Annotated in this window: 22 protein-coding genes; 14 read left to right on the top strand and 8 right to left on the bottom strand. The window is 65.2% G+C overall.

Going from position 1 to position 22,361, the window contains the following annotated elements; all coding sequences use genetic code 11:
• Nucleotides 1–249: 249 nt before the first annotated feature.
• From C4E04_RS11035 to C4E04_RS11005, 7 genes are all read right to left on the bottom strand, one after another.
• Nucleotides 250–1,788 carry a sensor domain-containing diguanylate cyclase gene (locus C4E04_RS11035; protein ID WP_109597518.1) on the bottom strand — a complete coding sequence of 513 codons (1,539 nt, stop codon included), beginning with the start codon at nucleotides 1,786–1,788 and terminating at the stop codon, nucleotides 250–252.
• A 234-nt stretch (nucleotides 1,789–2,022) separates the two neighbouring features.
• Nucleotides 2,023–2,847: an alpha/beta hydrolase gene (locus C4E04_RS11030; protein ID WP_245416079.1), complete on the bottom strand. Its 825-nt coding sequence runs from the start codon at nucleotides 2,845–2,847 to the stop codon at nucleotides 2,023–2,025.
• Nucleotides 2,848–2,857: 10 nt separating this feature from the next.
• Nucleotides 2,858–3,556 carry an ABC transporter ATP-binding protein gene (locus C4E04_RS11025; protein WP_109597516.1) on the bottom strand — a complete coding sequence of 233 codons (699 nt, stop codon included), beginning with the start codon at nucleotides 3,554–3,556 and terminating at the stop codon, nucleotides 2,858–2,860.
• Complete coding sequence (locus tag C4E04_RS11020) at nucleotides 3,556–4,311, bottom strand: ABC transporter ATP-binding protein (protein ID WP_109597515.1); 756 nt, start codon at nucleotides 4,309–4,311, stop codon at nucleotides 3,556–3,558. The genes C4E04_RS11025 and C4E04_RS11020 overlap by 1 nt, the downstream gene beginning before the upstream one ends.
• Nucleotides 4,312–4,314: 3 nt before the next feature.
• Nucleotides 4,315–5,358 (bottom strand): branched-chain amino acid ABC transporter permease, encoded by a 1,044-nt coding sequence (locus tag C4E04_RS11015; RefSeq protein ID WP_109597514.1) that lies wholly within the window; start codon nucleotides 5,356–5,358, stop codon nucleotides 4,315–4,317.
• A gap of 10 nt (nucleotides 5,359–5,368) precedes the next feature.
• Nucleotides 5,369–6,289, bottom strand: coding sequence for a branched-chain amino acid ABC transporter permease (locus tag C4E04_RS11010; RefSeq protein WP_109597513.1), 921 nt, complete (start codon nucleotides 6,287–6,289; stop codon nucleotides 5,369–5,371).
• Between the two features lie 132 nt (nucleotides 6,290–6,421).
• Nucleotides 6,422–7,597, bottom strand: coding sequence for an ABC transporter substrate-binding protein (locus C4E04_RS11005; protein WP_109601022.1), 1,176 nt, complete (start codon nucleotides 7,595–7,597; stop codon nucleotides 6,422–6,424).
• Nucleotides 7,598–7,880: 283 nt separating this feature from the next.
• Between C4E04_RS11005 and C4E04_RS11000 the strand changes: the two genes are divergently transcribed.
• The 13 genes from C4E04_RS11000 to C4E04_RS10945 all read left to right on the top strand — a co-directional run bounded on the left by C4E04_RS11000 (nucleotide 7,881) and on the right by C4E04_RS10945 (nucleotide 21,101).
• Nucleotides 7,881–9,554, top strand: a complete 1,674-nt coding sequence (locus C4E04_RS11000; protein WP_109597511.1) for a benzoate-CoA ligase family protein — start codon at nucleotides 7,881–7,883, stop codon at nucleotides 9,552–9,554.
• A gap of 55 nt (nucleotides 9,555–9,609) precedes the next feature.
• The gene (locus C4E04_RS10995; protein ID WP_109597510.1) at nucleotides 9,610–11,964 is read left to right on the top strand and encodes a bifunctional salicylyl-CoA 5-hydroxylase/oxidoreductase; all 2,355 of its coding nucleotides are present in this window, start codon (nucleotides 9,610–9,612) and stop codon (nucleotides 11,962–11,964) included.
• A gap of 1 nt (nucleotide 11,965) precedes the next feature.
• Nucleotides 11,966–12,733: an SDR family NAD(P)-dependent oxidoreductase gene (locus C4E04_RS10990; RefSeq protein ID WP_109597509.1), complete on the top strand. Its 768-nt coding sequence runs from the start codon at nucleotides 11,966–11,968 to the stop codon at nucleotides 12,731–12,733.
• A gap of 1 nt (nucleotide 12,734) precedes the next feature.
• The gene (locus tag C4E04_RS10985) at nucleotides 12,735–13,244 is read left to right on the top strand and encodes a MarR family winged helix-turn-helix transcriptional regulator (RefSeq protein WP_174219264.1); all 510 of its coding nucleotides are present in this window, start codon (nucleotides 12,735–12,737) and stop codon (nucleotides 13,242–13,244) included.
• Nucleotides 13,241–14,077, top strand: a complete 837-nt coding sequence (locus C4E04_RS10980) for an enoyl-CoA hydratase family protein (protein ID WP_109597508.1) — start codon at nucleotides 13,241–13,243, stop codon at nucleotides 14,075–14,077. Before C4E04_RS10985 ends, C4E04_RS10980 begins: the two co-directional genes overlap by 4 nt.
• A 1-nt stretch (nucleotide 14,078) precedes the next feature.
• Nucleotides 14,079–15,278 carry an acyl-CoA dehydrogenase family protein gene (locus tag C4E04_RS10975; RefSeq protein WP_109597507.1) on the top strand — a complete coding sequence of 400 codons (1,200 nt, stop codon included), beginning with the start codon at nucleotides 14,079–14,081 and terminating at the stop codon, nucleotides 15,276–15,278.
• Entirely contained in the window at nucleotides 15,275–15,763 is a 489-nt protein-coding gene (locus C4E04_RS10970) for a thioesterase family protein (protein WP_210204562.1), read from the top strand. Before C4E04_RS10975 ends, C4E04_RS10970 begins: the two co-directional genes overlap by 4 nt.
• An 8-nt stretch (nucleotides 15,764–15,771) precedes the next feature.
• Entirely contained in the window at nucleotides 15,772–16,203 is a 432-nt protein-coding gene (locus tag C4E04_RS10965) for a RidA family protein (RefSeq protein ID WP_109597505.1), read from the top strand.
• 28 nt (nucleotides 16,204–16,231) lie between these two features.
• Entirely contained in the window at nucleotides 16,232–16,999 is a 768-nt protein-coding gene (locus tag C4E04_RS10960) for an enoyl-CoA hydratase-related protein (RefSeq protein ID WP_109597504.1), read from the top strand.
• Between the two features lie 2 nt (nucleotides 17,000–17,001).
• Nucleotides 17,002–17,292 (top strand): 3-hydroxyacyl-CoA dehydrogenase NAD-binding domain-containing protein, encoded by a 291-nt coding sequence (locus C4E04_RS21575; protein WP_256385731.1) that lies wholly within the window; start codon nucleotides 17,002–17,004, stop codon nucleotides 17,290–17,292.
• An 8-nt stretch (nucleotides 17,293–17,300) separates the two neighbouring features.
• On the top strand, nucleotides 17,301–18,551 hold the full coding sequence (locus C4E04_RS10955) for a 3-hydroxyacyl-CoA dehydrogenase (protein ID WP_256385730.1): 1,251 nt from the start codon (nucleotides 17,301–17,303) through the stop codon (nucleotides 18,549–18,551).
• A 129-nt stretch (nucleotides 18,552–18,680) separates the two neighbouring features.
• A complete protein-coding gene (locus C4E04_RS10950; protein WP_109597503.1) occupies nucleotides 18,681–19,316 on the top strand; it encodes a MarC family protein in 636 nt (211 codons plus the stop codon).
• Between the two features lie 141 nt (nucleotides 19,317–19,457).
• Nucleotides 19,458–21,101 carry a Na/Pi cotransporter family protein gene (locus C4E04_RS10945; RefSeq protein ID WP_109597502.1) on the top strand — a complete coding sequence of 548 codons (1,644 nt, stop codon included), beginning with the start codon at nucleotides 19,458–19,460 and terminating at the stop codon, nucleotides 21,099–21,101.
• Here C4E04_RS10945 and C4E04_RS10940 read toward each other — a convergent pair whose 3' ends face one another.
• Complete coding sequence (locus C4E04_RS10940) at nucleotides 21,102–21,314, bottom strand: hypothetical protein (RefSeq protein WP_162559357.1); 213 nt, start codon at nucleotides 21,312–21,314, stop codon at nucleotides 21,102–21,104. It abuts the gene before it with no gap.
• A 129-nt stretch (nucleotides 21,315–21,443) separates the two neighbouring features.
• On the opposite strand from C4E04_RS10940, the gene gcvA reads away from it, so the two are divergent.
• Nucleotides 21,444–22,358, top strand: a complete 915-nt coding sequence (gcvA, locus tag C4E04_RS10935) for a transcriptional regulator GcvA (protein ID WP_109597499.1) — start codon at nucleotides 21,444–21,446, stop codon at nucleotides 22,356–22,358.
• The last annotated feature ends 3 nt before the right edge of the window (nucleotides 22,359–22,361 follow it).

The following is a 22,361-nucleotide window of genomic DNA, read 5'->3' as shown; positions in this document are numbered from 1 at the left end:
TTTCGCAGCGAAAGCGCGAATTCAAGAAATCAAGGAGAAGAAGAATGAAAACTGAAAACAAGATCAGGGATGCCCGGAAAACCGGCAATCGTCGGCCGGTCGAAGCGAAACCGGTTGCGGTTCGGGCATGGACTCCGCAGCCCTTCCCGCTGAGCCGGGAGGAGGTCCGCAGAATTGTCATCGATCAGATCGGGTAGTCGCGGCCTCTCTTTCGAGAATGAACGCACGACCAATCCGGGCCATCCTGGCTCAGGCCGCGATATTCTCTGGGCCCGCCGTCACCACCTTGTTCCGGCCTTGGCGCTTTGCGTTGTAGAGGGCGTGGTCCGCCAGTGACACCAGGCTGTCATAGCGCCGGTCCGGAGCCTCGGGCCCAGGATGAAGGGTCGCAGTTCCGATGCTCACCGTCACCACCCGTTTCGGAGCGTTGCCTGAGTGGGGAAGGGCCAGGGCCTCGATGGCCGAACGGAGCCGTTCCGCCACCTTGGCGGCTCCCTCGGCATCGGTCCCCGGGAGAAGCAGGACCATCTCCTCGCCCCCATAGCGGGCCGGTAGGTCTGCAGGTCGTCGGGCGACCGTGCTGACAGCCTGCGCCACCGTTTTCAGGCAGTTATCTCCCGCTTGATGGCCGTAGACGTCGTTGAATCGCTTGAAGCGGTCGATGTCCACAATGACCAGGGACAAGGGCGTCCGATCACGGATGGAGCGGTGCCATTCCCGCGCTAATTGCTCGTCGAAGCAGCGGCGGTTGGCGAGCCCGGTCAACCCGTCCGTCCTGGCGAGCACGGCCAGCTTGGCCTCGGCATTCTCGCGCCGCCTGGACTGGATGACGAGCCGCCAGCCCAGAAGGCCGATGGAGCCGACCAGAATCCCGACGCCCACGCCACGGTGCGCCACATCCGACCACCAGCTGGCCAGGGCTTCATCCCGACTCTTGGCCGCGACGACGACAAAGGGGAAATAGGTGCCGCTGTCATAGCCGCTCACCCGGTCGATCCCATCGATGGGAGAGACGAAGCGAAAGGCGCCCGAAGGGGAGCGTGACGCTCGCTCGGCAGCGATTGTCCTTGGCGCATTGCCGTCACGAACGAAGCCATTGAAAGGAAAGCGGGACAGAAGCGTCCCGTCCGTCGAGACGAGCGAAATCGAGCCGTTCCGCCCGATGTCGAACTGCGAATAGAAGCGTGCGAAATAGCTGGGATCGACGCTGGCGACGACAACCCCGCCGAACGTACCGTCCGGATTGTTGAAACGGCGCGAAATCGTCGTGACCCGTTCGCCGAGCGGCCGGCCGCGCTCCGGGGGAGCAAAAAAGGCGCGTCTGCTCAGCGTATTCCGGTGATGAATGAAGAAGTCACGCCCGTTCAGGTTTGCCCTGTCCGGCACCAGCTCCTGGGACGAGCTGGTGAGCCATTCCCCGTTGGGGCCGTAGACGCCGATCTCCTTCAGACGCGGTAGGAGCGAAACCCGGTTGACCAGGATGGAATGAAGATGGGCCAGCGCTTCAGGGGAGGTGCCGTCCACCTGCAGGAGATCGACCACCGCGGCGAGCGCGTAATCCGTCATCTCGAACGTGTCTTCCGCGTGCTGCCTCAGCGAGCGCGCGAGGTTGACCATCTGGGTCTCCGTCTCCTCCAGCGCACCCTCGTGCTCGCTCCAGTCCCGCCATCCTTCGAGGCCGAGGATGGCCAGGCAGACGAGGACGATGAAGCCTTTCAGGAGCTGGATGGAGGACGGGCGTCGTAACAGGCGCGGGGGATCGGTCTCATGGAGATGGTCGCTCGGCAAAGCAGGTCCCCCTGGAAATGCCGAGCGAGGCACCGCCGCTCGGTTCGGTCGAATCCCTTATGCCGAAAGGCCGGGACGTATCGTACAATCTACACCGAGGCACGAAATCGCGCTAGGGTTGTATAATGTGGAAGCCGTGACAACGGTCAGCATCAACGCTTTTCCGCTGGTAGCGTGTGGGTGAGATCGGCCGGTGCAATGGACAACTGATGTCGGAGTGTTCGGCCTTGGTAATCATGTGCCGGCTGCGAGCTCCACCAGCGTCTCGACCAGCACATCGCCCGGATCGGCCAAACCGGCAATGACGTCGAAATGGTGCGCATCCGGCACCTCGATGACGCGCGTCGACGCATCCATGGCGCCCCATTGCTCTGCGAAGGCGCGCGTCTGTCGCCGGTACTCGTCGCTTTCCGCTCCCCCGACGACGGCAACCACCCTGCTGTCCAGGGGCGGCGTCGCGTAGATCGGGCTCAGGCGCCGGGCCTCTTCGACGCTCAGGCCGAGCGCACGGTTGACGGAGGTCGAGACGAGGGGCACGAGGTCGAAGAGGCCGGAGATCGGCATCCCGGCCACGATGGGCCGCTTGAGTGCCTTGGGGCTACGCGCCATGAGACAGGCTGTCAGGTGTCCGCCGGCCGAGTGCCCGGTCACCACGAGAGGTCGTCCGGTCCTGTGCATGAGGAAATCGGCCGCCGTCTCCATCTCGGCCACGATGCCACTCAGGGTGATGTGCGGCGCGAGGTCGTAGCTCGGCACCGCCACCGAGAAGCCCCGCTCGTTGGCGCCGCGGGCCAGATGGCTCGACGAAGACTTGTCGAAGGATTGCCAATAGCCACCGTGGATGAACACGATCAGCGGGCCGCCCGCATCCCCGCCCGGCGGGTGGAACAGGTCGAGCCGGTGCCGCTCGCCCGGCCCATAGGCCACGTCCAGCTCACAGTGGGCAATCGCGCGGTAGGCGGCAGCATCCCGCTCCCAACCGGCCATGTGCATGGGATGGTCAGGCACCCGTGCCCGGTTGTTGTACTCGACCTCGAGGTCGATATCCGCCAGAGCCACGACGCTTACCTCACACGTGCAAATACCGGTCCTTCAGGGATGTGTCGGCCATCAGCTCGGCGCTGGTGCCCATCCAGACGGTCCGGCCCTTTTCCAGGATGACATGACGGTCCGCGAAGGCCGCGAGGGCGTTCACGTTCTTGTCGATCACCAGGATGGACTGGCGCTCCCCGCGCAGGCGTTTCAGGCAGTCCCAGATCTCGGCGCGAATGAGTGGCGCAAGTCCCTCGGTCGCCTCGTCGAGGATCAGGAGCTTGGGGTTCGTCATCAGGGCGCGGCCGATGGCGAGCATCTGCTGCTCCCCGCCGGAAAGCTGGGTGCCAAGATTAAGGCGCCGCTCCTTCAGGCGGGGGAAGAGTTCGTAGACCGCATCCAAGGTCCAGCGCCGGGAGCCCGTCCGGGCCGAAGCGGTGGCCACAAGATTCTCTTCCACCGTGAGGGTCGGGAAGACCTGCCGCCCCTCGGGAACGAGGCCGATGCCGGTCTTTGCGACCCGGTAGGGCGCAAGGCCCGTGACGGCGGCGCCATCGAAATGCACCTCACCGCCGCGAGGACGCAGAAGTCCCATGATGGAGCGGATCGTGGTGGTCTTGCCCATGCCGTTGCGCCCGAGCAAGGTCACAACCTCTCCCGTCTGCACGGTGAGCGAGACATCGAACAGGACCTGTGCGGCGCCATAGGACGCCTGGAGATTGCGGACGAACAGCATCAGACCGTCTCCTCCTCGCCGAGATAGGCCGAGCGAACCTCGGGGTTCGTCCGGATCTTCTCCGGGACGTCCGTGGCGATGAGGCGTCCATAGACGAGAACGCTGATCCGATCCGCGAGGGAGAATACCGCGTCCATGTCGTGCTCGATGAGCAGGATCGTCGTACGGCTGCGCAGACGCTGCAGAACCTCTACGACGCGCCGGGATTCATCGTGGCCTGTGCCGGCAAGCGGCTCGTCAAGGAGCAAGAGCTTCGGTTCTGTCGCAAGCGCGATCGCGAGTTCGAGCTGCCGTTTCTCGCCATGGGAAAGGAGGCCCGCCGGAACGAGGGCGCGCGGCCCAAGGCCGACGAGGGTCAGGCATTCCATGGCTGGCTCGTTGAGCTGCCGCTCCCGCGCGGCATTCCCGACCATGCGGTAGCTCGACCCGGAGCGGGCCTGAACCGCGAGAGCCACGTTCTCCAGCGCGCTGAAGCCCGGTAGAATGGAGGTGATCTGGAAGGAGCGCGCCAGACCGCGCTTTACCCGCTCATGCATGGGCAGACGGGTGATGTCCTGACCGGCGAACAGGATCTGGCCGGAGACGGACGAGGCCAGGCCCGAGATCTGGTGAATCAGGGTCGTCTTGCCGGCCCCGTTCGGGCCGATGATCGCATGGACCTCTCCGGCCGGGACGGACAGGCTCACGTCGTCAGTGACGACGAGGGCGCCGTAGGACTTGCGTAGGTTGCGCAGTTCGAGGAGCGGCTCGGTCATGTCTCAGCCCTCCTGTCGGTCCGGGCGACCTCGCCCGAGAAGGCCCATGATCCCGCCGCGGGCAAAGAGCACGATGAGGATCAGGAGCGGGCCGAAGACCATCTTCCAGTTCTCGACCAGTCGGTACTGGAGGTCGGAACTCAGCATCGTTCCGGCAGCGTGGAGGATCTCCGGCAGGAATTCTTCGAGGAGCAGGAAGGCGGCGGCCCCGATGATGGCGCCGTGCAGGCTTCCGAGCCCACCGAGGACTACCATGAAGATCAACTCGCCCGAGCGCTGCCAGGTCATGAAGGACGGGCTAATGAACTCCGCCTGATTGGCCAGGAGGAAACCCGCAAGACCCGCCATCATGCCGCTGATCACGTAGGCCAACAGCTGGTAGCGGAACGGTTGGAAGCCGATCGCCTCCATGCGGACCGGGTTCTCCCGCGAGCCGCGCAGGACGCGCCCGAAGCGGGACGCGACGATGGCGCGGGACAGGACGTAAGTGCCGAAGAGGCACGCCAGGGTGAAACCGTAGAAGGCACGGTCGTCTTTGAGGAAGGAAGTGCCAGCGACCAGGCTGCGGGACGAAAGCGTCATGCCGTCGTCGCCTCCATAGGAGGCCAGCGAAGTCGCGAGGAAGAACAGCATCTGGCCGAAGGCCAGGGTGATCATGATGAAATAGACGCCCTTCGTCCGCAGCGAGATCGCTCCCGTGACCGCTGCAAAGACAGCGGAGGCCGCCAGCGCGACCGGGATCTGCACGAGGGCGTCTTCCGCCCCGTTGCTCGCCAGGATTCCCACCGTGTAGCCGCCGATGCCCAGGAAGGCCGCGTGGCCGAAGCTGACAAGGGCCCCGTAACCGAGGATCAAGTCGAGGGACATGGCCGCAAGGCCGAGGATCATCACCCGCGTGAGGAGGGACAGGACATAGCCCTCCGCCCCTGACATAGGCGCCAAAAAGGGTGTCGCGGCGAAGACGGCGAAGAGGATGAGGGGAATCGGCTCGATCCGCGGCGAGCGGGTGGCGAAGGGGGCAGGGCGCGTCTGGGCGAGGTCCGTCATGGCTTACACCCTAGCGCTTGGCGGGAAACAGCCCGGAAGGGCGGAAGAACAGGATGGCGGCCATGAAGATATAGATCAGCATGGGCGCGATGGCCCGCCCGGTCTGGCTGGCGGTCGCCGGATCCAGGAAGAACCTCAACAGGTTCGGCGCGAAGGAACGTCCCACCGTGTCCACGAGACCGATGAGGATCGCGGCCAGGAAGGCGCCGCGGATCGAGCCGATTCCGCCGATCACAATCACCACGAAGGCCAGGATGAGGATGTTGTCGCCCATTCCGGGCTCGACCGAGAGGATCGGCGCCACCATGGCGCCCGCGAAGCCGGCCAGCATGGCGCCGAAACCGAACACCACCATGAACAGGCGCCGGATGTTGACCCCAAGGGCCGAGACCATCTGCGGGTTGGTGGCGCCGGCGCGCACCAGCATGCCGACTCGGGTGTGACTGACGAGGATATAGAGCAGTCCGGCTACCGCGAGGCCTGCCAGGATGATGGCGATCCGATAGACTGGGTAGAGCAGCCCGTCGGCGATCTCGATGGAGCCGGACAGAATCTCCGGAACCGGAACGTTGAGAGGCGCAGCGCCCCACACGAACTTCACGGCCTGGTTCAGAAAGACGATGACCCCGAAGGTGGCGAGCACCTGGTCCAGATGGTCCCGGTCGTAGAGGTGGCGGAAAACGAGGACTTCCAGCAGCAGGCCGAACGCGAGGGCGGTCGGCAGCGCCAGGAGCAGCGCCAAGCCGAAATTGCCCGTCCAGGCGCTGAAGGCCGCGACCAGATAGGCGCCGACCATGTACTGGACCCCGTGGGCCAGGTTGATGAAATCCATGACGCCGAAGACGAGCGTGAGGCCCGCGGCGATGAGGAACAGGATGAGCCCGAACTGAAGGCCGTTCAAGGTCTGGATAAGAAAGAGTGTCGCTGTCATCGGCGCTTCATGGGCGACGGCGGGCGAGACCGTTCAGGCGCTGCACGGCCCATCCGGACCGGTCGCTCCCGTCGCGATGTGACGGTCCCGTCCCGGCTTGACCCGGGACGGGGTGGGGAACAGGACGGCTGATCAGTTCGTCGCCGCGCATTCCTTCGCATAGGCGTCCGTGTAGTCGTCGAACACCTTCTCTTCGATCTCGGTCTGGAACTTGCCGTCCGGACGCTTGGCGACCTTCACCAGATAGAAGTCCTGGATCGGGAAGCCGTTCGAGCCGAACTTGAAGTCGCCGCGCAGAGACTTGAAGTCCGCCTTCTTGATGGCGGCGCGCAGGGCGTCCTTGTCGTCGGTCTTGCCGCCGGTCGCCTTCAGGGCGCTGTCGATCAGAAGGGCCGCATCATAGGCGTGCATGGAATAGGAGCCCGGCACGCTGTTATAGGCGGCCTCGTAGTCCTTCACGAACTTCTTGTTTTCAGGCGTGTCCAGGTTCGGCGCCCAGTTGGATCCGCCATACATGCCGACCGCCGCATCCTGCTGGGCGGGGAGGGCCGATTCGTCCACCGTGAAGGCGGACAGGAACGGGATGCGGTCGGCAAGGCCTGCAGCGCGGTACTGCTTGACCAGGTTCACGCCCATGCCGCCCGGCATGAAGGTGAAGATCGCGTCGGGCTTCATGGAAGCGATCTTCGCGAGCTCCGACTGGAAGTCGAGGGTGTTGAGAGGAACGTAGGATTCCTCGACGATCTCGCCCTTGTAGTGCCGCTTGAAGCCCGCCAGCGCGTCCTTGCCAGCCTGATAGTTGGGCGCCAGCAGATAGACCTTCTTGTAGCCGCGGTCCTGGGCAACCTTGCCGAGAACCTCGTGGTTCTGGTCGTTCTGATAGGAGGTCGCAAAGAAATACGGGTTGCAGCTCTTGCCCGCGAGGTTGGACGGGCCGGCATTGGTGCTGATGTAGAAGGTCTTGGAATCGACGATCGGCTTGTGGACCGCCACGGCCACGTTCGAGAAGATGGGGCCGACCACGAAATCGACCTTGTCGCGCTCGAGCAGGCCCTTGACCTTGGTCACGGCGACGTCGGGCTTCAGCTCGTCGTCGACAATGATCACTTCCGCCTCGCGGCCGCCGAGCTTGCCGCCGAGGTCCTTCATGGCGAGCTGGAAGCCGTCGCGGGCCTGCTGGCCCAGTACGGCCGAGGGACCCGAAAGGGTCAGAAGCAGGCCGATCTTCAGCTTCTCCTGCGCCATGGTCGGCGATGCCGCGAGGCCGAAGGCGGCCGCAAGACCAAGGCTTTTGATTGTCAGATTCATCATTGACTCCCGAGTGACTGTTCCCTGCGCACGGTGTGCCGCGCTGCGTGTTTTTTCCGGGTGGGGCGAAAGGCGATCCCATCCCTGCTCGGCTGTAATCTGCCCCAAATCGAGCCGGCCGAACACTCCTTTTCGACGGTGCCGATAGGCCGGAGCTTCCGTTCGGGATTGCCAAGCATTATTTGAAGCTTTAAATAATTTTAGGAATTCTTCAAGCGGATTGTTCCGCCGAGGCAGGCGCATCCAACGACGCCGCCCGACCGAACGGACAGAGGAACGGACGATGGCGCACACGGCCCATGTCGACACTTTCGCGAGAGACAACCTTCCACCTCAGGAGCAATGGCCGGTCTTCCGTCACGACCGGCCCGAGCTTCGCTATCCGGAGCGTCTGAACTGTGCGGCCGCCTTCCTGGATCGCTGGGTGGACGAGGGCAGGGGCCACGAGCCCTGCCTCGTCAGTCCATCCGAGACGCTCACCTATCAGGAGCTGCAGGGGCGGGTGAACCGGATCTGCAATCTGCTCGTCGACAAGCTGGGCTTCGTGCCCGGCAACCGGGTGCTTCTCCGCTCCGCCAACAATCCCATGATGGTGGCGCTCTATCTGGCGGTGCTCAAGGCGGGCGGAGTCGTGGTTGCGACCATGCCGCTCCTGCGCGCCAAGGAGATCGCCTATCCGCTCAACAAGGCGAAGATAGCCATCGCGTTCTGCGACCATCGGCTGGCCGACGAGATGGAGAAGGCGAGGGCATTGGCGCCTGACCTTCGGCACGTCGTCTATTGGGGCTCCGGTGCGGCCGACGGGCTGGAGGCGCTCCTGGCGGAAGCCTCACCTGACTTTAAGGCCGTCGATACGGCGGCCGACGATGTCTGCCTCATCGGGTTCACGTCCGGAACGACGGGCGAGCCGAAAGGGACCATGCATTTCCACCGGGACATGCTGGCAGTGTGCGACGCGTATGCGGGAAATGTCCTGCGCGCCGAGCAGACCGACCGTTTCATCGGCTCGCCGCCGCTCGCCTTCACGTTCGGGCTCGGCGGCATCGTGCTGTTTCCCATGCGGATCGGCGCTTCCACGGTGCTCCTGGAGAAGGCGGGTCCCGACGACCTGTTGCCGGCCATCGCGCAATACCGGGCAACGATCTGCTTCACGGCGCCGACGGCTTATCGCGCCATGCTCCCGAAGCTGAAGGACCACGACATTTCCAGCCTGCGCAAATGCGTTTCCGCGGGCGAACCCCTTCCGAAAGACACCTTCAACGCCTGGAAGGCCGCGACCGGAATCAACCTCATGGACGGCATTGGCGCGACCGAGATGCTCCACATCTTCATCGCGGCGCGCGAGGAAGAGATTCGTCCAGGCTCCACCGGCAAGCCCGTGCCTGGATACGAGGCGAAGATCGTGGACGAAGAGGGTCGCGATCTTCCGCCCGGCTCCATCGGCCGCCTCGCCATGCGCGGCCCGACCGGCTGCCGCTATCTTGCGGACGAGCGGCAGCGAAAGTACGTCCAGAATGGCTGGAATATCAGCGGCGACACCTACCTCATGGATGAGGACGGCTACTTCTGGTACCAGGCCCGCTCCGACGACATGATCGTCTCGTCGGGCTACAATATCGCCGGCCCGGAGGTGGAGGCTGCCCTCCTGACCCATCCGGCCGTGGCCGAATGCGGTGTCGTCGGCGCGCCGGACGACGGCCGGGGAATGATCGTGAAGGCCTATGTGGTGCTGCGGGAAGGCTATACGCCGAGCCCCGAACTGACGAAGCAGCTCCAGGATCACGTGAAGGCCGAGATCGCCCCATACAAGTATCCCAGAGCCATCGAGTATATGGAAAAGCTGCCCCGGACCCAGACCGGCAAGCTGCAGCGCTTCGCCCTGCGCCATTTTGCCGAAACCGCCCAGGGAGCGGAGAGCTCGACGGGCGCGTCCGGCAGCCAGGCTTCGGCCGCTTGATCGGAAATTACTTTAAGCTTAAAATAAATTCAGTTCACTCTCGGATGTGGCTCTCATGAAAACGGCAATCGTCGGCGGCGGCCCGGCCGGTCTTTATTTCGCGATCCTGATGAAGAAGCACCAGCCGCAGGCGGAGGTGACGGTCTACGAGCGCAACCGCGCCGATGACACCTTCGGCTTCGGGGTCGTGTTCTCGGACGCGACTCTGGACAATTTCGAGAAGTACGACCGGCCGAGCTACGAGCGCATCACCCGCGAATTCGCCTATTGGGACGACATCGCAATTCACTTCAAGGGAACAGAGCATCGTATTGGCGGCAATGGCTTTTGCGGCTGTTCGCGACGCACTCTCCTGCTGATCCTGCAGGACCGTGCCGCGGAGCTCGGCGTGAACCTGCGCTATCAGGCCGACGTGGATGACGAGAGCCTCTTCGCGGACGCGGACCTCGTGGTGGTCGCGGATGGCATCAACAGCCGCTTCCGGGAGCGCTACGCGGACCATTTCCAACCCGAGACGGACCTGCGGCCCAACAAGTTCACCTGGATGGGCTCAACGAAGCCGCTGGATGCCTTCACGTTCATCTTCCAGGAAACCGAGTGGGGTCCGTTTATCGCCCACGCCTACCAGTACGAGGCGAACCGCTCGACCTGGGTCTTCGAGACCGATCCCGATACCTTCGAGCGCGCCGGCCTTGGGCAGAAGAGCGAGGCCGAGTCCGCCGCCCTGATGGAACAGGTGTTCGGCTGGTTCCTGGGCGGGCACAAGATCCTCACCAACCGCTCGATCTGGCGCAATTTCCCGATGATCCGGAACAAGCACTGGGTCCGAGGCAACATGGTTCTGCTCGGCGACGCCAAGGCATCGGCGCATTTCTCCATCGGCTCGGGCACCAAGCTCGCCATGGAGGACGCAATCGCACTCTATGAAGCGTTTCGCCGCGACCCGACGGTCACGGGGGCGCTGGGCCTCTACGAGACGGGACGGCGGGAGGAGGTCGAGAAGACCCAGCACGCCGCCGACGTGTCCCTCGTCTGGTTCGAGCACGTGGCTCGATTCCTAGATTTTGACCCGGTGCAGTTCTCCTTCGGCGTCATGACGCGCTCGAAGGCGATCACCTACGACAACCTGCGCCTGCGCGCGCCGGACTTCGTCGCCGATGTGGACCGGATGTTCGCCCGTCAGGTCCGTAAGGCAGGATTCGACGTGTCTGTCGAAGAGCCCGCCGCGCCCATGTTCCAGCCCTTCCGCCTGCGCGACATGACCCTCGCAAACCGGGTCGTGATGTCGCCTATGGACATGTACTCGGCAAAGGACGGCGTTCCGGGCGACTGGCATCTGGTTCATTACGGATCGCGGGCAACGGGCGGGGCCGGCCTGATCTTTACCGAGATGACCTGCGTGTCGCCGGAGGCGCGCATCACGCTCGGCTGCACAGGCATGTGGAACGACGCGCAGGAGACGGCCTGGAAGCGCGTCGTCGATTTCGTCCACGGAAACTCCGCCGCGAAGATCTGCCTCCAGCTCGGCCACGCGGGACGCAAGGGCGCGACCAAGCTCATGTGGGAGGGAATCGACCGGCCGCTGGAGGAGGGTGCCTGGGACATCTGCTCCGCCTCGCCCATCCCATATTTCCCGGACAGCCAGGTGCCGCGCGAACTCAGCCGCGCCGATATGGACGAGATCAAGAGCCACTTCGTCTCGGCTGCCGAACGCGGCGACCGGGCCGGCTTCGACATGCTCGAGCTGCATTGCGCTCATGGCTACCTCCTGGCGAGCTTCATCTCCCCCCTGACCAACCGGCGCACGGATGAATACGGCGGCTCCCTGGAGAACCGCCTGCGTTTCCCGCTCGAGATTTTCGACGCCATGCGCGAGGTCTGGCCTGCCCACAAGCCGATGTCGGTGCGCATCTCGGCGACCGACTGGGCAGAGGGCGGCGTGACCGGCGACGACGCCGTGGAGGTCGCTCGTGCCTTTGCGGAACACGGAGTCGATCTCGTGGACGTCTCGACGGGCCAGACGGTGCAGGAGGCGCGGCCGATCTACGGGCGCATGTTCCAGACTCCCTTCGCCGACCAGGTGCGCAACGAGGCGCGGGTCGCGACCATGTGCGTCGGCAACATCACCACGGCCGACCAGGTCAACACGATCCTGGCGGCGGGCCGCTCCGATCTGGTCGCCCTCGGACGTCCGCATCTCGTGGATCCGTTCTTCACCATGAAGGCCGCCGCTTGGTACGGCGCGCGCGATATCCATTGCCCGCCGCAATACCTTCCGGGTAAGGACCAGATTTTCCGTAACACCGTTCGCGATCGCCAGGATTTCGAGGATCTCAAGATCCGTGCCCGGCCGAGGACGCGGGCCGAGCTGAAGATGGAGGCGGGGGAAGCGTCTCTCGCCGCAGAATGAGATGAGCGGGATGGATCTCCAGGGGCGCCATGCCCTCGTAACAGGCGGGGGCCGCGGTATCGGGCGGGCCATCGCCGAGGCCCTGATGCAGGCCGGCGCGACCGTGACCGTGACCGGGCGTGATCGCGCCGCGCTGGAAGCTGCGGTGGGCGAAGGCGCCGCCCATGGTTTCGCGGTTGCCGATGTGACCGATCCTGCGGCTGTCCAGGCCGCCGTCGACCAGGCGGCCGCGCAACGCGGGCCGATTCAGCTCCTGATTGCCAATGCGGGCACGGCCGCCTCCGCGCCGTTCCTGAAATCGGGCCCGGACGTTTTCCGCCGGATGCTCGACGTGAACCTCCTCGGCGTCGCCTACGCGGCCCAGGCGGTGCTCGGTCCGATGATCGAGCACGGCTTCGGGCGCATCGTGGCGGTCGCGTCCACGGCCGGCCTGAAAGGCTACCCCTATGTCACGGCCTATTGCGCCGCCAAGCACGCCGTCGTCGGGCTGGTGCGGTCCCTCGCGGCCGAGACCGTGCGCACCGGCGTCACGGTGAACGCCGTCTGCCCAGGCTTCACGGATACGGACCTCGTCGCCGAGAGCCTCGACCGGATCGTCCAGAAGACCGGCCGCAGCCGCGAGGAGGCCTTGAGCGAGTTCGTGAAGCACAACCCTCAGGGACGTCTGATCGACCCGCGAGAGGTCGCCGACGCGGTGCTCTGGCTCTGTGGCGGCAATGCACGCTCGGTGACCGGACAGGCCATCGTGGTCGCCGGAGGAGAGATCTGACATGAGCGATCAGGCCATTCCCCTCGACGCCGAGACGAAGGCGGTCGAGATGCCCGAGGACCACCGGGACGAACTCAGGCTCTGGCTGCGCCTCCTGACTTGCTCCACCCTGATCGAGGCCGAGGTGCGCCGCCGCCTGCGGGAGCGCTTCGACGTCACTCTCCCGCGGTTCGACCTGATGGCGCAGCTCGACAAGGCTCCGGACGGGATGACCCTGTCCGACCTCTCCCGGCGCATGATGGTCTCGAACGGCAACCTCACGGGCCTCGTCGACAGGCTCGTCGCCTCCGGCCATCTGGACCGCCGGGTCTCCGAGCTCGACCGACGGGCGCAGATCATCCGCCTCACGCCAGCCGGGCAGGACGAGTTCCGCCTCATGGCGGCCGCGCACGAAGCCTGGATCGCCGAGATTTTCGGCGATCTCACGCAAAAGGAGCAGCACGACCTCATGCGCCTTCTCGCCAAGACCAAGATTTCCGCCCGCCGCGCCATGTCCGGAGGCACGCCGTGACGCATTACGCCAACCCGGTCACGCTTCCGCTGGCCGAGTATCGCCCGCAGCATTTCGTCCTCTCCGTCGAAGGGCCGGTTGCGACCGTGACCCTCAACCGCCCGGAGAAGAAGAACCCGCTCACCTTCGAGAGCTATCGGGAACTGACGGATTTCTTCCATGCCTGCGCGAAGGACGATGCGGTCAAGGCCGTGGTAATGACGGGGGCGGGCGGGAATTTCTCGTCCGGTGGCGACGTGTTCGAGATCATCGGTCCGCTGGTCGAGATGGACACCAAGGGCTTGACGGCCTTCACGCGCATGACCGGGGAGCTGGTCAAGGCCATGCGGGCCGCGCCCCAGCCGATCGTCGCCGCCGTGGACGGGATCTGCGCCGGCGCAGGGGCCATCGTGGCGATGGCCTCAGACCTGCGACTCGCTGCTCCGAAAGCGAAGGTCGCGTTCCTGTTCAACAAGGTGGGGCTCGCCGGCTGCGATATGGGCGCCTGTGCGATCCTGCCGAGGATCATCGGCCAGGGCCGTGCCTCCGAGCTGCTCTATACGGGCCGCTTCATGAGCGCTGAGGAAGGGGAGCGCTGGGGTTTCTTCAGCCGCATCGTTCCGGCCGAGGATCTTCTCGCACAGGCCGCGGAACTCGCCCGTGTCATCGGCACCGGGCCGACCTATGCAAACACCATGACGAAGCGGATGCTCGCCATGGAGTGGGCGATGTCCGTCGAGGAGGCCATCGAGGCCGAGGCCGTTGCCCAGGCCCTGTGCATGACGACGGAAGACTTCGCCCGCGCCTACCGCGCCTTCGCCGCGAAGGAGAAGCCAGTGTTCCAGGGAGATTGACGTGATCGATCAGAGCTTCCTCTCCTGGCCATTCTTCGAGGAGCGCCACAGGCGCTTCGCGCACGCGCTCGGCGAATGGGCCGACACGGCCATCGAGGAATCCATCGACCATGAGGACGTGGACGGCTCCTGCCGCGCCCTCGTGCGCAGGCTCGGCGAGGATGGCTGGCTCAAGGCCGTCGTTCCGCAGGAATATGGTGGGATCGGCACCACGTTCGACGTGCGCCTCCTGTGCCTTGCCCGCGAGACCCTGGCCTACAGGGATGGCCTTGCGGATTTCGCCTTCGCGATGCAGGGGCTCGGAACCGGCGCCGTGACCCTGTTCGGGTCGGAGGGCCTGAAGGGCCTCTATCTTCCGCGTGTTGCCCGCGGGGAGGCGATCGCCGCCTTTGCGCTCTCGGAGCCCGAGGCGGGTTCGGATGTGGCTGCCATGGCTACGACCGCCCGGGTGGACGGCCCAGGCCATGTGCGGATCGACGGTGTGAAGACCTGGATCTCTAATGGCGGCATCGCGGACCATTACGTGGTTTTCGCCCGCACGGGCGAGGCGCCGGGCGCCAAGGGCCTGTCGGCCTTCATGGTCGATGCGGATACGCCCGGCCTTACGATCCAGGAACGCATCGAGGTGATCGCTCCGCACCCGCTCGCGACCCTCCGCTTCGAGGGGTGCCGGATCCCGGTCAGCCACCGCATCGGCGGACCTGGCGAGGGGTTCAAGGTTGCGATGGCGACCCTGGACGTGTTCCGCTCCACGGTCGGGGCGGCGGCGCTTGGCTTTGCGCGCCGTGCCATGGATGAATCGCTCCGCCACGCCGCATCGCGCAAGCTCTTCGGGGCTCCCCTGGCGGACCTTCAGATGACCCAGGCGGCCCTCGCCGACATGGCGACCCTGGTGGACACCTCCGCGCTTGCCGTCTATCGCGCGGCCTGGACCAAGGACCATGGAGCACTGCGCGTCACCCGGGAGGCCGCGATCGCCAAGATGCACGCCACCGAGGCTGCGCAGAGCGTCATCGACAAGGCCGTGCAGATCTTCGGCGGTGCCGGCGTGCGCAAGGGCGAGAAGGTGGAGGAGCTCTATCGCGACATCCGCGCGCTTCGCATCTACGAGGGGGCGACGGAGGTCCAGAAGGTCGTCATCGCCCGCGAGATGCTGAAGCTCCTGGCCGCAGCCGCGCCTGCTCATAGGGCCCCGGCATGAATGACCCTGTTATGACCATGCCGAAGGAGCAGGGCTCCGCCGCGCCCGTCGCGTCGGAGCCGTCTGCGCGCGCCTGGCGCACGGAGGTTCTGGTCCGCTTCTCCCATTGCGACCCGGCCGGCATCGTCTACTTCGCCCGGTATTTCGACATGCTCAACGGGGTGGTCGAGGACTGGTTCGCCGAGGCGCTCGGGATCGACTATCACGACATGATCGGCCGCAGGCGCACCGGGCTCGGTTTCGTGAGCGCCGGGGCCGAGTTCGCGACGCCCGGCTTCATGGGAGACCGCCTATCCTGCGCCGTCACCGTGGAGCGGATCGGCCGCTCCTCGCTCACCTTCCACATCCATGCGAGCCGCGACGGAGAGGCAGTCCTCACCGCACGTTTCGTCATGGTCACCACGTCCCTCGACATCCACCGCTCGATTCCGCTGCCCGACGATCTGCGCGCGGCGCTGGAGCGCTATTGGGAGAGCTGCCAGTGAAACACGCTATGAGCGCGACGGCTCCGTCCGACCGTTCCGACGTCCCCGAAATCCTGCACCCGAAGAACTGGCCCGTTCCGAAGGGATATTCCAACGGCATGATGGCCGAGGGCCGGCTCCTCGTCACGGGCGGCGTCGTCGGCTGGGACGAGAACGGCGTCTTCCCGGAAGGGCTCGTCGCCCAGGTGCGCCAGACGCTTCTCAACATCCGGGCCATCCTTGAGGAGGGCGGGGCCGGGCCGCAGCATCTGATGCGGCTTACCTGGTATGTCGTCGACATCGACGACTACCTCACCCATCTGCGCGATCTGGGGCGAGCCTACCGGGAAGTTTTCGGCGCCCATTATCCCGCCATGGCCCTTGTGCAGGTGGTGCGCTTGGTCGAGAGGGAGGCCCGGGTCGAAATCGAGGCGACGGCAGTCGTTCCCAAGAGCGCCTGATTCTGTGTACCGCCAAGGAGAAATCCGGATGGAAGTCACTCTGGAGTGCCGCCCGGGGAACGTCGCGCTCGTTCGCATCGACCGACCGGAGGCGCGGAACGCCCTGAACGGTGCGATCCGTGAGCGTCTGGCAGAAATTTTCGCAGAAATCGCGGCGGACGATTCAGTGCGCTGTGCCGTCCTGGCCGGGACCGACAAGGTCTTCGCAGCCGGGGCCGACATCAAGGCCATGGCGGAGGCCGAGCCCATCGATATGATGAACCGGCCCGGGGACCGGGCCTGGAAGGTGCTCAAGGAGTTCCCCAAGCCGTTGATCGCCGCCGTGAACGGTTACGCCCTCGGTGGCGGGTGCGAACTCGCCATGCATGCGGACATCATCGTGGCCGGGGAGGGTGCCCGTTTCGGCCAGCCGGAGATCAAGGTCGGGATCATCCCGGGCGCCGGCGGCACCCAGCGCCTCGTGCGGGCGGTCGGCAAGTTCAAGGCCATGAAGATCCTCCTGACCGGGGACTTCGTCTCCGCCCGGGACGCGGAGGCGATGGGGCTCGTGAGCGAGGTCGTGCCGGACGGGGAGGTGCTCGACCGGGCGCTTGCCCTTGCGGGCCAGATCGCGGCGCTTCCGCCCATCGCGGCACGGACCATCAAGGAGCTGGTGCTCCAGGGCGGCGACCTTTCGCTGGATTCGGCTCTGCTCCTCGAGCGCAATGCGTTCAGGCTCATGTTCGGCACGGCGGACCAGAAGGAGGGCATGAGGGCGTTCCTGGAAAAACGTCCTCCGGCTTTCTCGGGGCGCTGATCATGACCTTCGATCCTTCTCGCCCTGACCTGACCATCGGCATCGTCGGTGCCGGAATCATGGGGAGGGGCATCGCGCAGGTGGCGGCCGAAGCCGGTATTCGGGTGCTCATTGCGGACATGCGCCCTGAGGCGATCACCGAGGCGCGGAATTTCTGCGCCGACATGATCCGCCGCAAGGCTGCAAAAGGGGCCCTGACCCCGAGGCTGCTGAGGCTGCTATTGCGAGGATCGGCGGGGCGAGCCCCGGCGCCGAGGAGCCCTACGCGGATTTTGCCGACTGCCGCCTGGTGATCGAGGCCGTGGCAGAGCGACTCGACGTCAAGCATGAGGTCATGGCGGCGCTCGAACGTGTTGTCGCCGATGATTGCGTCCTCGCGACGAACACGTCATCCCTCTCGGTCACGGCAATCGCCGCGAATGCGCGCCTTCCCGGGCGAGTTGCCGGCTTCCATTTCTTCAACCCGGTGCCGCTCATGCGCCTCGTCGAGGTAATCGGCGGCGCGCGGACGGACGAGGGCGTGCTTGCGGCCCTCACGGGGCTTGCTCGCCGGATCGGTCATAAGCCCGTCCGGGCCACGGATACGCCGGGCTTCCTTGTGAACCACGCAAGCCGCGCTTTCGGCACGGAGGCCCTGCGGATCGTCTCGGAGGGTATCGCCGACGTAGCGGACGTCGACCGGGTGATGACCGAGGCTGCGGGCTTCCGCATGGGTCCCTTCGCGTTCTTCGACCTGACGGGGCTCGACGTTTCCCACACGGTGATGGAATCGATCTACCACCAGTATTACGAAGAGCCGCGCCACCGGCCCGTGGTCATGACGGCGCGCCGCGCGGCCGCGGGCCTGTTCGGACGCAAGTCCGGAGAGGGGTTTTACACCTACCGGGACGGTATGGCCGAGAAGCCGCCGGAGGCCCCGCCGCCGTCTCCGGACCGGACGAGGCCACTCTGGGTGTCTGACCGGTACCCGGAGGCCGCAGACGCGCTGCGGGCCTGTTTGACGAAAGCGGGAGCCAGCGTGGAGGGCGGCCCCAAACCATCTCCCGAGGCCGTCATCCTCCTGACGCCGTTCGGAGAGGACACGACAACCGCTGCGCTCGCGGAACATCTCGATCCAACCCGCGCCGTCGCGGTCGATTGCCTGTTCGGTCTCGACCGCCGCCGCACCCTGATGCACTCGCCCGCGACTGCGCCGGAAAGCCTGCGCGCCGCTCATTCATGGCTCGCCGCCGACGGGAGCGCCATCACGGTGATCCACGACAGCCCCGGCTTCATCGCCCAGCGCATCGTGGCCTGCATCGTCAATGTGGGTTGCGAGATTGCGCAGCAGCGCATCGCAGCACCGGAGGATATCGATATCGCGACTGAGCTCGGGCTCAATTATCCGCGCGGATCCCTCCGGTTCGGGGACGAGCTTGGTCCAAAGCGGATCCTGGCGATCCTGGAGGCCTGCCATGCCTTCTACGGCGATCCGCGCTACCGTCCTTCGCCCTGGCTGAAACGCCGCGCGCTGCTCGGCCTGCCTCTGGCGGCCCCCGAACGCCGCGCCTAAAGCACGTCCCGGGCAATTCGGTCCTGGGAACGCTTGCGATCTGCCTTTTTTCCTGGCACCGAGGGATTTCTCCGCCGGTCCCGGACTCTTGTCCGGAATGGGCATGGCACACGTCCTGACGGTTTCCCGATGCTCGAAGACCAGAACCTTCTGCTCACTCAGTTCATCACGCTCTGGGCAATGCTCGATCCGATCAGCCATCTGCCGCTCTTTCTTGGCGCAACGGCCGATCTCGACCGGCAAGAGCGCCAGCGCTCGGCCCTGATGGGCGTGGGCTTCGCATTTCTGATCCTGGTGTTCTTCGGCATTGCAGGCCAGTACCTGCTCCACGCCATGGGGATTTCCCTGATTTCGTTCCAGATCGCCGGCGGCATCATCCTGCTGCTATTCTCGACGTCGATGGTGTTGTCAGAGCCGTCGTCGCCGGCTGCGGTTCAAGCCTCGGCCCCGAACAATGCGCTCAACGTTGCCGTCTATCCCCTCGGAACCCCGATCATTGCAGGCCCGGGGGCTATGCTGTCGATCATCATTCTGACCGACAACAATCGCTTCACCCTCTCGCAGCAAATGACGACCTTCGCGGTGCTCGCCGTCGTGCTGGGGCTTCTCCTCGTCATCTTCCTGCTCGGTGACAGGATCGGCCGCATCATCGGGCGCGGGGGCACCAACGTACTGCGCCGCGTCATGGGCGTGATCCTGGCGGCGCTCTCGGTGAATCTCATCGTTTCGGCCCTGGCCCAATGGCTGAATCTTCCCCCGATCTAGGCTCGAGCGGGCAGGGGAGAGACGGCGGTTCCGTCAAAAAATGCCGCTGCCGGTAAATTATTAGCCGGCAACCTGATTGCCGTCCGAGACCAAGGGGACTAAGCAGAATATTCGAAATCTGCCTGACCTCTTGAGGAATGAATGTCCGCTACTGCCGTTCTGATCCATCTGCTGGGAGAGATTGCCCTGCTCCTGTGGGGCATCAACATGGTCAACAGCGGGGTCCAGCGCGCTTTCGGTAGCGATCTGCGGTGGATCCTCGGTGTGGGCCTGAAAACCCGCCTCAGGGCGTTCCTGGCGGGTCTTGGCGTCACCACGGTTCTCCAGAGCAGCACGGCCACGGCCCTGATGGTATCGTCCTTCTCGGCGGGCGGCTCGGTCGATCTGGTACCGGCTCTTGCGGTCATGCTCGGCGCGAATGTGGGCACGACCCTCATTGTCCAGGTCCTGTCCTTCGACATCACGCTGATTTTCCCGGTCCTGATCTTCGGCGGCTACATGGGCTACCGGAGGGGATCGTCCAGCCGCGCCAAGGACCTCGGCCGCGTCGTCATCGGCCTCGGGCTGATGCTCCTGTCGCTTCACCTCCTCACCGAGACGATTCGGCCCATCGAATCCTCGGTAGTGCTCAAGGATCTCCTGGCCTCCATCGCGCCCGATCCGCTGATCCTGGTCATGCTTGCGGCGGCGCTGGCCTGGGCGGCTCATTCCAGCGTCGCAGCCCTGCTGTTCATCATGTCGCTGGCCTCGGCGGGGGTCATCGATTCCCATTCGGCTATGGCCATGGTGCTCGGGGCCAATCTCGGCAGCTCCCTCAATCCGCTCCTCGAGGGCACAGGCGGGGATCCTGTGAAGCTGAGGGTGCCGTTCGGCAATCTGGCGATCCGGGCTGTCGGATGCGTCGTGGCGCTGCCGCTCATCGACCCGATCCTGTCGGCTATGAACCTGATCGACCCCAATCCGGCGCGAATGGCGGCGAATTTCCACACCCTGTTCAATGTGGTCCTAGCCGCTGTCTTCATCCTGCCGCTGCCCTGGATCGCGGGCCTTCTGCTCAAGCTCTTTCCGGCCAAGATCCGCTCCGCCGATCCCGGCGTTCCGCAATATCTCGACGTGGATGCGCTCGACACACCCTCGGTGGCACTCTCGAACGCGGCCCGCGAGGTCCTGCGTATGGCCGATATCGTCGAAACCATGCTGCGGGGCTCGCAGGATCTCTTCCATGAGGGGGATATCGCTCGCGTGAACGAGATCAGCCGGACGGACGATGTGGTCGACCGGCTCTACAGCGCCGTGCGGCGCTATCTCAGCTCCATCAACCACGAAGCCCTGAACGACGAGGAAGCGAGGCGCCTCTCGGACATCCTCGCATTCGCGATCAACCTGGAGCATGTGGGCGACATCGTCGACAAGAACCTGATGGAGCTCGCGGCGAAGCGCATCAAGAACCATCTGCGCCTTCCCAAGGACGGCCTCAAGGACATCAACGACATGCACGCCAAGCTCCTGGAGCACCTCCAGCTGGCGGCCTCGGTCCTGATGTTCCAGGATATCGGCTCGGCCCGGCGCCTCGTGGCTGAGAAAGAGCGGTTCCGCGATCTCGAACGGGACATCACGCAACGCCACTTCGAGCAGCTACGCTCCGGCAAGTCGGTCGGCGATACCTCGGCGCTCCAACTCGACGTCGTCCGCGATCTGAAGCGCATCGAGGCCCACATCGCTGCAACGGCCTATTCCCTGCTCGAGCAGAGCGGAGACTTGAAGCCGAGCCGGCTGAGTTCGTGATCAATAGATCGACCCCCGATCTCTGAGGCTGCGCCAGTCCAGGTAGCGCACAGGGTCCGGGATCCCGATATCCCGTCTGTCATGATCCGACAGGTGGCTGAGGTTATCGATGAGCGGAGCTGCCTGGGGGCTGAGAACGGGCCTCAACCACAGTTTCAGGCGCAGCCAAGCGCCCTCGACGCCGCTCAAGCGGCGCACGTCCTGGTATCTCATGGCGATCATCCGATTGCTGAAGGCCGGAGCAACGTCATCCGGCGACTGGATCACGATGCGCTTCGGCTCGATTCTTGACAAAGCGAAAGGCAGATGCCTGGCATAAGGCAGCCTTATGGATGAGCCTCGATGTCGAAACTCCCACCCATGAGCGCCGTCCGCGTCTTCGAAGCGGCCGCGCGCCACCAGAGCTTCACCCGGGCCGCCGAGGAACTCGGCATGACCCAGGCGGCGGTCAGCTACCAGATCCGGATGCTGGAAGACCGGATCGGAGCACCGCTCTTCACGCGTCATGCCCGTCATGTTGGCCTGACGGCCAAGGGGAAACAGCTTGTCCCCGCCGTGACGGAGGCCTTCGGCCTACTGCGGGCCGCTTTCGAGGGTCTCGACGAGGCGGTTCAGGCCACGCTAAGCATCACGACGCTGACGACGGTCGCGGCCAACTGGCTGGTGCCCCGGCTCGGCCGATTCCAACAGCTGCACCCCGGCATCGCTGTTCAGATCGACATCAACCAGCAGATCGTCGATTTTTCGAAGCACGATTTCGACCTCGGCATCCGCAGCGGCACCGGCAACTGGCCGGGACTGGAGGCGCACCTCCTGTTCCCCAACCAGTTCACGCCGGTCTGCAGCCCGGACCTCGCCCGGCGGGCCTGCCTGCGCGAGCCCGAAGACCTTCTCCAATTGCCCCTGATTGCTCCCAGCGATCCCTGGTGGCAGGACTGGTTCACAGCCGCGGGCGTGTCCTGCGTCGATCTGTCGAGCCGGCCGGATTTCTCGCTCGGGGCGCAGCAATTCGAGGGCATGGCGGCGATGGCCGGGCAGGGGGTGGCGTTGATCAACCCCTTCTTCTTCCGGGCGGATCTGGCGGCCGGACGGCTGGTCCAGCCGTTTGACCTCGTGGTCACGGCGGAGCGGAGCTACTGGGTGGTTTATCCGAAGGCGCGGCGTCGCGCCCCGAAGATCCAGGCCTTCCGCGACTGGCTGATGAGCGAGGTGGCAAGCGACGCGGAGCGAGCCGCCCCCGAGCAGGCCTCGGCCTGACCG

The organism is Microvirga sp. 17 mud 1-3, from assembly GCF_003151255.1.
Taxonomy (GTDB): Bacteria; Pseudomonadota; Alphaproteobacteria; order Rhizobiales; family Beijerinckiaceae; genus Microvirga.
This window is presented reverse-complemented; position numbering and strand designations above follow the sequence as displayed.